The sequence below is a fragment of the Burkholderiales bacterium genome (assembly GCA_036262035.1).
Lineage (GTDB): Bacteria > Pseudomonadota > Gammaproteobacteria > Burkholderiales > SG8-41 > JAQGMV01.
On sequence record DATAJS010000031.1, the window covers coordinates 17,742 to 30,504 of the forward strand.

Below are 12,763 nucleotides of genomic sequence, written 5' to 3' on the forward strand. Positions count from 1 at the left end.
ATCATGCCGAAGAGCCTCTACGCGCGGCTGCTCGTCGTGCTCGTCGGGCTCACCGTCGTGATGGCGGGGCTCTTCCTGGTCGTCATCCGCCAGTCCGACATCAAGCGCAACCAGGAGATCAATCAGAAGGTCTACCGCAACCTCGCGGCGCGCATGATCGACGAGCAGATCCTCGAGCGCCCCGCCGACCCGGCCGCGGTGCGCAAGGTGTTCGACCGCATACGCGTCGTCAATCCGCGCGTGGACGTCTACCTGCTGGATGCGAGCGGCCAGGTGGTCGCGGCGTCGGGGCAGAACTCGATCAAGCGCACGCGCGTCGATCTCGAGCCGCTGAAGCGCGTCCTGAGGAACGAGGAGGAGCTTCCGATCCTCGGCGACGACCCGTCGGAATCGGAGCGCAAGCGCGTGTTCTCGGTCGCGCCGGTGCCGCTCACCGACAAGGAGATCGGGTATCTCTATCTCGTCATTCGCGGCACCAGCAGCAACACGCTCGCCCAGCAGATCAAGCAGAGCTACGTGCTGCGCGAGTCGCTGTGGCTCATCGGCTGCGGACTGGCGGTCGCGCTGATCGCGAGCATGCTCATCATCACGCTGATGACGCGCCCGCTGCGGCAGCTCTCTGCGGTGGTGGACAAATTCAGGAAGAGCGGCTTCGCCGAGCAACCCAAGGCGCTCAAGCTTCCCCACGACGAGATCGGCACGCTCACCGACACGTTCAACAGCATGTCCGACCGCATCCTCGCGCAGATGACCGCGCTGCAGAACACCGACGCGGTTCGCCGCGAGCTCGTCGCGAACATCTCGCACGATCTGCGCACGCCGCTCGCCTCGCTCCAGGGCTATCTCGAGACGCTGCACCTCAAGGGCGCGGCGCTGCCGGACGAAGAGCGCCGCAACTACCTCGAGATCGCGCTCAAGCAGACCGAGCAGCTCTCGGTGCTCGTCGCGCGGCTCTTCGATCTCGCCAAGCTCGATTCGGGACAGATGACCGCCGTGCTCGAGTCGTGCTCGCTGGGCGATCTCATGCAGGACGTGGTGCAGGAGTTCGAGCTCGGCGCATCGAACAAGGGCATCGACCTCAAGACGTCGGTGAGGCCCGACCTGCCGCTGGTGCACGCCGACGTCGGTTTGATGGAGCGCGTGCTGCGCAACCTCATCGAGAACGCGCTCCGCTACACGCCGCACGGCGGCAGCGTCACGGTCTCCGCGACGCCTTCTGCGCAGGGCGCGCTGGTCGAGGTGTCGGATACCGGCGCGGGGATACCCGCGGCCGAGCTTTCGCGCATCTTCGAGCGCTTCTACCGCATCGAGAAAAGCCGCGACGTCGCGGGCGGCAGCGCAGGCCTCGGCCTCGCGATCAGCAAGCGCATCCTCGAGCTCCACGGCAGCACGATCGGCGCGAGCAGCGAGCCCGGACGCACCGTGTTCCGCTTCACGCTCGCCTACGAAGGCCAGCGCGCGCCGCAGCCCGAGCCGCTCGACTCGCGCGCACCGGTCGATGTGCCGAAGCGGCCGGTGCCGTCCCTCGCCTACCCTATGGCCGAGCGATAAGCCTTTGAAGCAAAGCAGGAAAGAACAAGGACGCGAAGGAAAGACAAAGGGGTTTGTTTTCGCCGCGACGCTCGTTGAAAGAACCCGCTCGAGTCCTTGGTTTTTCCTTCGCGGCCTGCTTTTGACCTTTGCGTCCTTGTTTTTATTCTGCTTTGGTCTTCGCTTAAATCGCTGACAGCGGCGTAGCGACGGTCTCCAGCGACTTGCGCTCCGCATCCACCCCGATCGCCCACTCCACCGCCGCCGCGATCAGCATCAACCCCGCGCCGAACGCGTAACCCCAGAACACCGCGACGCGCTCGCCCGTGCCGATCAGCAGGCTGAAAACCCAGGGCGCGGCGACGCCGCCGGCGGCCGTCCCCAACGCGTAGAACACCGCGATCGCCAGCGCGCGCAGCTCCAGCGGAAACACCTCGCTCGCGGTGAGATACGCCGCGCTCGCCGCGGCCGAGGCGAAAAAGAAGATCACGCTCCACATCGCGGTCTGCGCGGACGACGACAGCGAGCCGTTCATGAAGAGCGCGCCGGTGACGAGGAGCAGCAGCGCCGACGCGGTGTACGTCGCCGTGATCATGAGTCGCCTGCCGAGCGTGTCGAACAGGTGCCCGAGGAACAGCGGCCCGAGGAAGTTGCCGACGGCGAGCGGCAGCAGGTAGAGCCCGGTGCTCTCCGCGGGTATCGCATAGAAGCGCGTCAGCACCAGCGCGTAGGTGAAGAAGATCGCGTTGTAGAGAAAAGCCTGCGACGTGATCAGCACGAAGCACAGCAGCGAGCGCCTGCGGTACTGCGAGAACATCGAGTCGAACACGATCGCGAGCCCGGTGCGCGAGCGCGGCTGCACCGTGATGCGCTCGTGCCTATCGCTGCCCGCGGCGCCGGCGCGCGCCTCGATCTCGCGCACGACGCGCTCGGCGCGCTGCGCGTAGCCGTGGATCGCGAGCCAGCGCGGGCTCTCCGGGATGAAGCGCCGCGCAAAGAGCACCGCGAGACCGAGCCCCGCGCCGATCGCGAAACCCAGGCGCCAGCCGAGGTCGACGGGAAACACCTTCGGATCGAGCAGCACCACCGTCGCGGCCGATCCCGCGACCGCGCCGAGCCAGAAGCTGCCGTTGATGACGAGGTTCACGCGGCCGCGCACGCGCGCGGGGATGAGCTCGTCGATCGCCGAGTTGATCGCCGCGTACTCCCCGCCGATGCCGAAGCCGGTGATCGCTCGAAACGCGCACAGGCTCGCGAGGTCCCACGAGAAAGCCGTGGCCATCGTGCCGGAGAGATAGATGCCCATCGTCACGAAAAACAGCTTCGCGCGGCCGTAGCGATCGGTGAGATGGCCGCACACCAGCGCCCCGACGACCGCGCCGAGGAGGTAGGACGAAGCGGCGAGCCCGATCCCGGTGGGCGTGAGCCCCAGAGTCGCGGGGTCCTGCAACACCCCGCTGACCGCGCCCTTGAGCGTCACCTCCAGCCCGTCGATCGCCCAGCTCGCGCCCAGCGCGATCACCACCAGCCAGTGAAAGCGGCTCCAGCGCAGCGCGTCCAGCCGCGCCGGGATGTCGGTGGTGTAGGGCTCGAAGGTTCGCTGGCTCATCTGTGTTTAAAAGCAATTAACCACAAAGGACGCAAAGGACACGAAGGAAAACAACTTCGTCATCGCGAGGAGCGCGACAGCGCGACGTGGCGATCTCGTGGCGCACGATCCGGACGTTTCGGGATTGCTTCGTCGCTGGCGCTCCTCGCAATGACAAGAAGGGTCGTCCTTTGTGTCCTTTGTGTCCTTTGTGGTCAAACACGCCCTCTGCTCCCCGCTACAATCAGCCTTCCCCCGGAAGCCAGCACCATGCCGACAGACACCCTCACTCAACTGCGCGATCGCCTGCGGGCGTTCGCCGCCGAGCGCGACTGGGACCAGTTCCACAACCCGAAGAATCTCGCGATGGCGCTGTCGGGTGAAGCGGCCGAGCTCATGGAGCACTTCCAGTGGCTCACCTTCGAGCAGGCCGCGGACCTCGGACCCGGGACCCGGGACGAGGTGGCGCTCGAAGCCGCCGACGTGCTGCTCTACCTCCTGCGTCTCTGCGACAAATGCGGCATCGACCTCGCGGCCGCTGCGAACCGCAAGCTCGAGATCAACGCCGAGCGCTACCCCGTCGACAAGGCGCGCGGGCAGAACACCAAGTACGACAAGCTCTGATGCTCTCGTACCGCCACATGTTCCACGCCGGCAACTTCGCCGACGTCTTCAAGCATGCCCTCCTCGCGCGCCTGCTGATCGCGCTGTCGGCGAAGGACAAACCCTACCTTTACCTCGATACGCACGCGGGCATCGCGCGCTACGACCTCATGCACGAGTGGGCGCAGAAGGCGCGCGAGTACGACAACGGCATCGCGCGGCTGTGGAACGCCGACGACGTCCCCGCCGAGCTCGGCCCCTATATGGAGGCGGTGCGCGCGGTGAACCCGCACCCGACGCTGCGCTACTACCCGGGCTCGCCGCTCGTCGCGAAGCGCTTCATGCGGGCCGACGACCGCAGCGTGCTGGTCGAGCTCAACAAGGTCGATTGCGACGAGCTGAAGACCGTGATGGCGGGCGAGCGTCACGTCACGGTGCAGTGCATGGATGCCTATCAATCGCTCAAGGCCTACCTGCCGCCGGCCGAGCGGCGCGGCCTCGTGCTCATCGATTCGTCGTTCGACCGCGCGCGCGAGTTCGAGCGGCTCGTCAAAGCGGTGAAGGAAGCGCATGCGCGCTGGGCGACCGGCGTGTACGCGATCTGGTATCCGATCATGGAGCCGGGCCCCATGCGCGACTTCGCGAACGACGTGAAGCATTCGGGCATCCGCAAGGTGCTGCGCGCGGAGATCGTCGTGCGCGAGAGAGACGAGAGCGGCATCATCCCCGGCTGCGGCATGCTGGTGGTCAATCCGCCGTGGCATTTCGACCTTCAGGCGCGGACCATCGTCCACTATCTCGCGAAGAAGCTCGCCGTCAGCGGCAAGGGCAGCGGCAAGGTCGAGTGGCTCGTGCCCGAGTGATTTAGAATCACGTCGACAAGATTCACGCCTTCCGGAGGATTCCCGTGGTTCGCCGCATCGCCCTGCCGGCGCTCGCGCTCGCAACGCTCGCCGCCGCGCCCGTTCACGCCCAGCACTATCCCGCCAAGCCGATCCGCGTCATCGTCGGCTTCGGCCCCGGCGCGCCCGACACCGTCGCGCGCCTGGTCGCGCAGCCGATCGCAACACAGGTCGGACACCAGATGGTCGTCGACAACCGCCCCGGCGCGAACGGCATCATCGGCGCCGACCTCGTCGCCCAGTCGACGCCCGACGGCTACACGCTGCTCGTCACGTCGGCTTCGTTCGCGGTCAACCCGAACATTCACAAGAAGCTGCCGTTCGACGTGCGCCGCGATTTCCTGCCGATCACCAACCTCGCGAGCGGCGGCGGCTACATCGTCTCGGTGCATCCGTCGGTGGCGGCCCATTCGGTCAAGGAGCTCGTGGCTCTGGCGAAGCAGCCGGGCTCGAAGCTTTCGTACGGCACACCCGGCATCGGCAACACCCAGCACCTGGGCGCCGCGCTGTTCGCGGCGCGCACCGGCGCGCAGCTGACCCACGTGCCTTACAAGGGCGCGGGCCAGGCGATCACCGCGCTGGTGTCGGGCGAGGTGACGATGATGATGCTGACGCCGCCGCTGGGGCTGCCCCATATCCAGTCGGGGAAGGTGAAGGCGCTCGCGTACACCGGATCGAAACGCGCGCCTTTCCTGCCCAACGTGCCGACGATCGCCGAAGCCGGCTATCCGGCGGTCACGCTCGATGCGATGAGCTGGTACGGGATGTTCGCCCCCGCGAAGACGCCCGCGGCGATCGTCCGGCGCCTGCACGACGAGGCGGTCGCGGCGCTCAGGACACCCGCGGTGCGCGAGCGGCTGGCGTCGCTGCAGCTCGAGCCCGTCGGCAACTCGCCGGCGGAGTTCCGCGCCTTCATCGACGACCAGGTGAAGCGCTTCGGAGAGATGGTGAAACTGGCAGGCGTCACGCCTGAGTGAGGAGAGAGAGATGAACGGCAGGATCAGGCGAGTGGTGACGGGTCACGACGCGAACGGCAAAGCGATCGTGCTCGAGGACCGCCTTGCACCGAACGTGAAGACGAACCCGCTGCGGCCGGGACACATCTCGGTCGAGCTGTGGAAGACGAAGGCGATGCCGGTGCCGGTCGGGCGCGAAGAGCCCGATCCCACCGAAGGCCCGAAGGTGCAGATCCCGGGGCCGAACGGCACGGTCTTCAGGATCTCCGAGATCGCGCCGGAGACCGAGGCGATCCGCAACATCGACCCCGCGCAGGCGAAGGAAGTCTTCAAGTCGATGGGCAACGAAGGCGGGTCGACTTTCGGCGACAACCAGCGCCACCCGTTCATGCACCGCACGAAGACGATCGACTACGCGGTCGTGCTCGAAGGCGAGGTGACGATGCTGCTCGACGACAGCGAAGTGCACCTGAAGCAGGGCGACGTCGTCATCCAGCGCGGCACCAACCACGCGTGGAGCAACCGCTCGAGCAAGCCGGTGAAGATGCTGTACGTGCTGATCGACGGGGAGCTCGATTCGGAGCTTGCGTCGCAGCTCGGGGCGGGGCACTGAAGCAAAGCTAATTAACCGCCAAGGACGCCAAGGAAAACCGAAGAAATGTAGGGTGCGTGGCAACGCACCGCGCCGTACGCGAAGCAAACACGGTTCTTGCGGTGCGCTCGCGCGCACCCTACAGCGTTCGATGCGTTCTCGGCAAGGCGTTCGCGCCCGATGAGTCTTCCTTTGCGTCCTTTGCGTCCTTGGCGGTTCAATCGCTTTTGATCTTCAAGCGGCCACCCGCAGCGTGGACCACATCTTTTCGAGGCGCTTGTAGGAAACGGGATAGGGTGTGCGCAGCTCCTGCGCGAACAGCGACACCCGCAACTCTTCCAGCGCCCAGCGGAATTCGTCGAGCCGCGGATCGGCGACGCCCGCCTTGCGCTGCGATTCGATGCGGTCGTCGAGCCGCTTGGTGAGGTCCGCGATGCTCTGGGTGTGCTTCGCGTCGCGCTCGGGATTGTTGCCGTACTTGTCCAGCCGCAGCTCCATCGCCTTGAGATAGCGCGGAAGCTGCGAGAGCTGCTCCCACGGCGTCGCGCTGAAAAACCCTTTGTAGACGAGCCGCGAAAGCTGCGCGCGGACGTCCGCGGCCGGGCGTGACAGCGGTCCTTTCGCGCCGGCCAGCCTCGCGTTCACGCGCTGGTATTCCTCGGCGATCTGCGCAAACAGCCGGGTCGCCGCTTCGGTCACCGCCGGCAATCGAGTGCGCGCCCGGCCGCGCTGCGCCTCGAACGCTTTTTGCGACCGCGGCATCGGGTCGTCGGCGAGGAAAGCGCGGTCCGCGATCGCATTGATCAGGTCTTCCCTGAGATCGTCGGCCGCCGCGACGCTGCGCAGCTGCAGCGCGGATTGCAGGAACCCGACGGAGCCTTTCTCGAGCTGCTTCATCTGCTCCTTGAGCGCGATGCGCAGGAGCCGCCGCACGCCGCCGCGCATCGCTTCCTCAGCGGCGGACTCGAGATCGAACAGCCGGATCGCAACGTTGCCGCCCTCGTCCACCAAAGCGGGATAACCGGTGAGCCTGCGGCCCTTGCGCGTGAACGCGATCTCTTCGGGCAGGTCGCCGAAATCCCAGGTACGGATATCGGCGCGCTCGATGCCGGTGTCCGCCTGCTCGCCGAAGGTGAGCTGCGCCGCCTGGCCGAGCTGCCCTTTGAGCGTCAGCAGGTCGCGCCCGACCGCGAGCTCGCGGCCCGATTCGTCGACCACGCGGAAATTCATCTTCAGGTGCTGCGGCATCTCGCGCTCGTCCCACGCCTTCTCGGGAATCGGCTCGCCGATGCGGCGCTGGACGAAGCGGCGCAGCGAATCGGAGAACGAACTGCCGCCTGCAGGCGAGGGCGCCTGCGCTACACGCTGTGCATCGGCCCACTGCAGAAATGCGGTCACCTGCTCCGGCAGCGGAAAGAGATGCTTCCTCACCCCCTTCGGCAGCGCCTTCATCGCCCACGTCACTTTCTCGCGCAGCATGCCCGGCACGAGCCAGTCGAACGGCGTCTCGCCGACGGTGTTGAGGAGGTGCAGCGGGACCGTGACGGTCACGCCGTCGAGCGGATGGCCGGGCTCGAAGCGGTAACGCAGCTTCAGGTCCGCGCCGTCGGTCGCGAGCTTGTCGGGGAAAAGCTCTTCCGCGATCTCGGTCGCGGCGTGCTGCATGAGGTATTCGCGCGTGAGGAAGAGCAGCTGCGGGTTCTCCGCTTCGGCATCGCGCCGCCAGCGCTCGAAGCCCGAGCGGTTGTAGATGCCTTCCGGGATGATCGCGTCGTAGAACTCGTAGATCGTGTGCTCGTCGACGAGCACGTCGCGGCGCCGCGCCTTGTTCTCGAGCTCTTTGAGCTCGCGCACGAGCTTGCGGTTGTGCTCGAGGAAAGGGCCGCGCGTCTCGAATTCGAAAGCGGCGAGCGCTTTATGGATGAAGATCTCGCGCGCTTCGAGCGGGTTGATCGGCCCGTAGTGGATGCGCCGCCGCGGCACGATCGTCAGCCCGTGCAGGGTCACGCGCTCGTACGCCATCACCATCCCGCGCTCCTTGTCCCAGTGCGGGTCGGAGTAATGGCGCTTGACGAGATGCACCGCGAGCGGCTCGATCCAGTCCGGCACGATGCGCGCCACGTTGCGCGCGTAGAGGCGCGTGGTCTCCACGATCTCGGCCGCCATGATCCATTTCGGCGTCGCCTTCTTCAGCACCGAGCCGGGGAAGATCAGGAACTTGATGTCGCGGGCGCCGATGTACTCCGCGCCGTCGTCGCTCTTGAGACCGATGTTGCCGAGCAGGCCCGCGAGCAGCGCGCGATGGACCTGCTCGTAGGTCGCTTCGGTCGTGTTCGGGTGCATGCCGAGCTCGCCCACCAGCGCCGCGAGCTGGCCGTGGATGTCGCGCCACTCGCGCATCCGCCGGTGGGAGAGGAAGTGCTCGTGCATCAGGTCGATGAGCTTCCGGTTCGATTTCTTGTGCTTGAGCGACTCCTCGAAGAAATCCCAGAGCTTCAGATACGCGAGGAAATCGGAGCGCTCGTCGTCGAAGCGCTCCTGCGCGCGGTCGGCGGCGTCGGCCTTGTCGAACGGGCGCTCGCGCGGGTCCTGGATCGACAGCGCGGAGGCGATGATCAGCACCTCGCGCAGACAGTTCTCGCGCTTCGCCGCGAGCACCATGCGCGCGATGCGCGGATCGATCGGGAATTTGGCGAGCTGCCAGCCGACCTGCGTGAGCTGGTTCTGCTCGTCGACCGCGCCGAGCTCCGCGAGGAGCTGATAGCCGTCGGCGATCATGCGCGCGCCCGGCGGCTCGATGAACGGGAAGTCCTCGACGTCGCCGATGCGCAGCGACTTCATGCGGAGTATCACCGCGGCAAGCGACGATCGCAGGATCTCCGGATCGGTGAACTCGGGGCGCGCGTCGTAATCGTCCTGCGAGTACAACCGCACGCACACGCCAGGACCGAGGCGGCCGCAGCGGCCCGCGCGCTGGTTGGCCGACGCGCGCGAGATTTTCTCGACCTGGAGCTGCTCGACCTTGTTGCGCCAGCTGTAGCGGTTGACGCGCGCGAGACCCGTGTCGATGACATAGCGGATGCCGGGCACGGTGAGCGACGTCTCGGCGACGTTGGTCGCGAGCACGATGCGGCGCTGCCCGCCGCTCCTGAACACGCGCTCCTGCTCTTCGAACGAGAGCCGCGCGTAGAGCGGCAGGATCTCGAAACCTTTGGGATGGTGCTTGCGCAGCTCCTCGGCGGTCTCGCGGATCTCGCGCTCGCCGGGGAGAAAGACCAGGATGTCGCCGCCGCTGCGCTCGCGCGCGAGCTCGTCGACCGCCGCGACGATGGCGTCCTCCATGTCCTGCTCTTCCTCGTCCTCGTTGTCCGCTTCGAGCGGGCGGTAGCGGTGCTCGACGGGGTACATGCGGCCGGAGACTTCGATCACCGGCGCCGGTTTACCAAGATGCGCGAAGTGCTTCGAGAAGCGCTCGGTCTCGATCGTTGCGGAGGTGACGATGACCTTGAGATCCGGGCGTCTCGGCAGCAGGCGCTTGAGATATCCGAGCAGGAAATCGATGTTGAGGCTGCGCTCGTGCGCCTCGTCGATGATGATGGTGTCGTACGCCTTGAGCAGCCGGTCGCCCTGCGTCTCGGCGAGCAGGATGCCGTCGGTCATCAGCTTGACGTAGGTGTCGGCCGAGAGCTTGTCGGCGAAGCGCACCTTGTAGCCGACCGCGTGGCCGAGCGGGCTCTTGAGCTCCTGCGCGATGCGCGCCGCGACGGTGCGCGCGGCGATGCGGCGCGGCTGGGTATGGCCGATGAGGCCGTTCACACCGCGGCCGATCTCGAGGCAGATCTTGGGAAGCTGCGTGGTCTTCCCCGACCCGGTCTCGCCGCTGACGATGACGACCTGGTTCTCCTGTATCGCCCGCGCGATCTCATCCTTGCGCGCGACGACCGGCAGCTCGTCGGGATACGTCGGCCTGGGGAGATTGGCAAGTCTGTGGACTGGGTCGAGCTTCACTTCAAAAACAGATTAACCGCCAAGGACGCAAAGGACGCAAAGGAAAACCAGGAATGTCATCGCGAGGAGCGAAGCGACGTGGCGATCTCGTGGCGCACGTATCGACCGCGTCGCGATTGCTTCGTCGCTGCCGCTCCTCGCAATGACACGTTTCGTTCTCCTTTGCGTCCTTTGCGTCCTTTGCGGTTCAACACGCCTCTAAAAACGAAAGGCCGGCGAGGCCGGCCTTTGACGGCAACGGACGGCGCTCAAGCCTGCACGTCTGGATTGAGGCTGTACACGCCCGTCAGCTTCGCTTCTTCCAGCACGTGGCCTTTCATCGCGTTCAGGACATCCGGGCCGCGGAAGGGGCCGTTCACCCCGAGCTGCGCGACGTCGAGCGCGTAGAGCGTGAACACGTAGTGGTGCAGGATCGTGTCGTTCCACGGCGGGCACGGGCCGTCGTAGCCGTAGTAATCGCCTTTCATCTCGGCGTCCGACGCGAACCACGCGGTGTAATCGTTGATGCCCTGGCGCGTGCCGCGCGGGCCCTGCGGGCCGGCCTTGCCGCGCGCGGTGACGCCGTCGGAGAACTCGCCCGCGCGGATCGGTCCCGAGTGCGGATCGAGGTCCACGAGCAGCCAGTGAAAGAAATCGACGCGCGCGAGGTCCGCGGGAATCGTCCTGCCTTCCTGGTTGACGTCGTCGCCTTTGGACGGGACGTCGTAGTCGTGACAGACGAGCACCAGCGAGCGCGTGCCCATGGGCAGGTCGGCCCATTCGAGCGCGGGATTGCGATTGTTCGAAAGCCTCGCGTGGGTTTTCGGGTCGGGCGCGCAGAACGCGTATTCGGCAGGAATACGCTCGCCGTCGCCGAAGCTGGTGCTGGTGATCTTCATCGGTCCTCCTTTTTTGCGCGGGGGATTATAGCCCCTCACCCTGTAGCGCTTCGCGCGAGGCGCGGTGCGTTACCACGCACCCTACGTAGGGTGCGCGCAAGCGCACCGCGCCGTTACTCTTAGTACCGGAAGATAGCTGCGAGACCGGTGTCCGTCGGCATGCTGCCCAGCGGCGCGACGATGACCTGCCCGCCGGTCTTGAGCACGCGCTCGGCGAGATCGTCGAGGATGTCGCCTGCGGCCGGATCGTCCCGCACCACCGCGCGGCGCGGCATCTTGCCGTCGATGTGGCCCGGGATCCTGCGGTCGGCTTCGACGATGAGCGTGCCGACGCGGCCCTCGCTCGCGAACTCGACCGCGTGCGTGAGATCGTCGGTCGCCATCGCGCGCGCTTTCTGCGCATGAAACATGTCGAGAATCTCGGCGAGCCTCGCGTGATAGCGCGGCTCGACGAGCTTCCACGCGGCGTCGCGCAGCGCTTCGCACGTCATCGAGTCGGCGTTCTTGTGGATCGCCTCGTCGAGCAGGAACGGGTTCTTGGTGATGTTGCGGAAGTGCGTGTGATACTCGGGCAGCGCGGCGAGGATCAGCGGCAGCTCCGAAGGTTTGGAATGCGCTTCGCAGACCGCGCGGTCGATGACGCGGAAGAAGCGCTCGATGTCGATGCCGACCTCGTCCTTCTTCGAGCCATGGCCGTGGTAGGCGCCGGTGCCGGCATGGCCCGCGCGGCCGGCGCCCTGCGTCCCCTGCTTCTCCACGCCCTGCTGCTTCACGTCGGGCCCGAGCGCTTCCTCGATCGTGCGCGGCACCGAAGGCGCCATCACGATCTCGTCGAGCACGTAACGATTGCCCTGGTAGAGCTTGATCTCCTTGCGGTCGAGCGCGAGGATCTGGTAGGTGTCCTCCGACTGGAAGACGCGCACCAGCGGCTTGAGGTAGAGGTGGTCGTTGACCACGGTCAGGTCGGGCACCGGCCGCTGCACTTTCTCGACGTGGAAGAAGCCCGGCGCGCCGAACACCGCGATGCCGTCCTGCGGGTGCCCCCAGAAAGCCGAGTCCTCGACGAGGCGTTCGAACGGGCCGAGCAGCGCCGTGTAGTCGCCCATGTCGGGCTTGCCCTCGAGCTTGGACTTGAGCTCCTTGAGGGCATTGCGATACTTGACCGGGTTCTGCTGCGAATCCGGGAACGACCGGAAAGTCGGCATGTAGAGCGACAGGCACGGCTTTGCGTGCATCTCCAGCAGCCGCTTCAGGCGCTGGAACATCGGCTTGTCACGATGCTCTCCGGTGGCGTGTACGTTGGCTTTGACGTTCGCTTGGGCTGTCATTCGGTCAGGCTCCTTTTACCGGTGGCCACCACGCTCTGCTTGCCGATCTTGTGCTCGAGCGCGCGCTCGAGCTTCTCCATCGCCCCGCTGATCGCAAGGTCGAGGTTTTCGGCTTCGTGGTTGACCGCTACGGGTCCCAGCCCTCCCAGCCGGGCTTCCATCAGGCACCGCTTGTCGGGGCCGCCTTTTACACCGTTCAGATCGTTGAGGTGCACTTCGACCCGCGTGATGCGGTCGCTGAACCGCTCCAGCGTGTCTCGAACGAGCGCTTGCACGTGGCCCGCCAGCTCGGGAGAGCCGGTGATGTGATGGTCGCTGTTGATCTGGATTTGCATACGCCCTCTTGCTGTGTCGTCGGTTTTCGCCCCCGTACGCGCG

The 12,763-nt window shown here is 66.3% G+C and carries 10 protein-coding genes; 5 read left to right on the plus strand and 5 right to left on the minus strand.

The window, feature by feature from the left end:
• Positions 1–3: 3 nt before the first annotated feature.
• Positions 4–1,551 (plus strand): ATP-binding protein, encoded by a 1,548-nt coding sequence (locus VHP37_30100; protein ID HEX2830629.1) that lies wholly within the window; start codon positions 4–6, stop codon positions 1,549–1,551.
• Positions 1,552–1,714: 163 nt separating this feature from the next.
• On the opposite strand, the gene VHP37_30105 is transcribed toward VHP37_30100, so the two are convergent.
• Entirely contained in the window at positions 1,715–3,139 is a 1,425-nt protein-coding gene (locus tag VHP37_30105; protein HEX2830630.1) for an MFS transporter, read from the minus strand.
• A gap of 249 nt (positions 3,140–3,388) precedes the next feature.
• Here VHP37_30105 and VHP37_30110 point away from each other — a divergent pair, with 249 nt between their 5' ends.
• From VHP37_30110 to VHP37_30125, 4 genes are read left to right on the plus strand one after another with little or no spacing between them, the layout of a single operon-like run.
• Positions 3,389–3,742: a nucleotide pyrophosphohydrolase gene (locus VHP37_30110; GenBank protein ID HEX2830631.1), complete on the plus strand. Its 354-nt coding sequence runs from the start codon at positions 3,389–3,391 to the stop codon at positions 3,740–3,742.
• Entirely contained in the window at positions 3,742–4,584 is an 843-nt protein-coding gene (gene rlmJ / locus VHP37_30115) for a 23S rRNA (adenine(2030)-N(6))-methyltransferase RlmJ (GenBank protein HEX2830632.1), read from the plus strand. Before VHP37_30110 ends, rlmJ begins: the two co-directional genes overlap by 1 nt.
• 44 nt (positions 4,585–4,628) lie before the next feature.
• The gene (locus tag VHP37_30120; protein HEX2830633.1) at positions 4,629–5,600 is read left to right on the plus strand and encodes a tripartite tricarboxylate transporter substrate binding protein; all 972 of its coding nucleotides are present in this window, start codon (positions 4,629–4,631) and stop codon (positions 5,598–5,600) included.
• Positions 5,601–5,610: 10 nt separating this feature from the next.
• Positions 5,611–6,192 (plus strand): cupin domain-containing protein, encoded by a 582-nt coding sequence (locus VHP37_30125; protein HEX2830634.1) that lies wholly within the window; start codon positions 5,611–5,613, stop codon positions 6,190–6,192.
• 213 nt (positions 6,193–6,405) lie between these two features.
• Here the strand turns inward: VHP37_30125 and hrpA are convergent, their stop codons facing one another.
• The 4 genes from hrpA to VHP37_30145 all read right to left on the minus strand — a co-directional run bounded on the left by hrpA (position 6,406) and on the right by VHP37_30145 (position 12,720).
• Entirely contained in the window at positions 6,406–10,179 is a 3,774-nt protein-coding gene (gene hrpA, locus VHP37_30130) for an ATP-dependent RNA helicase HrpA (protein HEX2830635.1), read from the minus strand.
• A gap of 248 nt (positions 10,180–10,427) precedes the next feature.
• Positions 10,428–11,057 (minus strand): YbhB/YbcL family Raf kinase inhibitor-like protein, encoded by a 630-nt coding sequence (locus VHP37_30135; protein ID HEX2830636.1) that lies wholly within the window; start codon positions 11,055–11,057, stop codon positions 10,428–10,430.
• A 119-nt stretch (positions 11,058–11,176) separates the two neighbouring features.
• Positions 11,177–12,385 carry a hypothetical protein gene (locus tag VHP37_30140; GenBank protein ID HEX2830637.1) on the minus strand — a complete coding sequence of 403 codons (1,209 nt, stop codon included), beginning with the start codon at positions 12,383–12,385 and terminating at the stop codon, positions 11,177–11,179.
• Positions 12,382–12,720 carry an HPF/RaiA family ribosome-associated protein gene (locus VHP37_30145; protein ID HEX2830638.1) on the minus strand — a complete coding sequence of 113 codons (339 nt, stop codon included), beginning with the start codon at positions 12,718–12,720 and terminating at the stop codon, positions 12,382–12,384. Before VHP37_30145 ends, VHP37_30140 begins: the two co-directional genes overlap by 4 nt.
• Between the last annotated feature and the right edge of the window lie 43 nt (positions 12,721–12,763).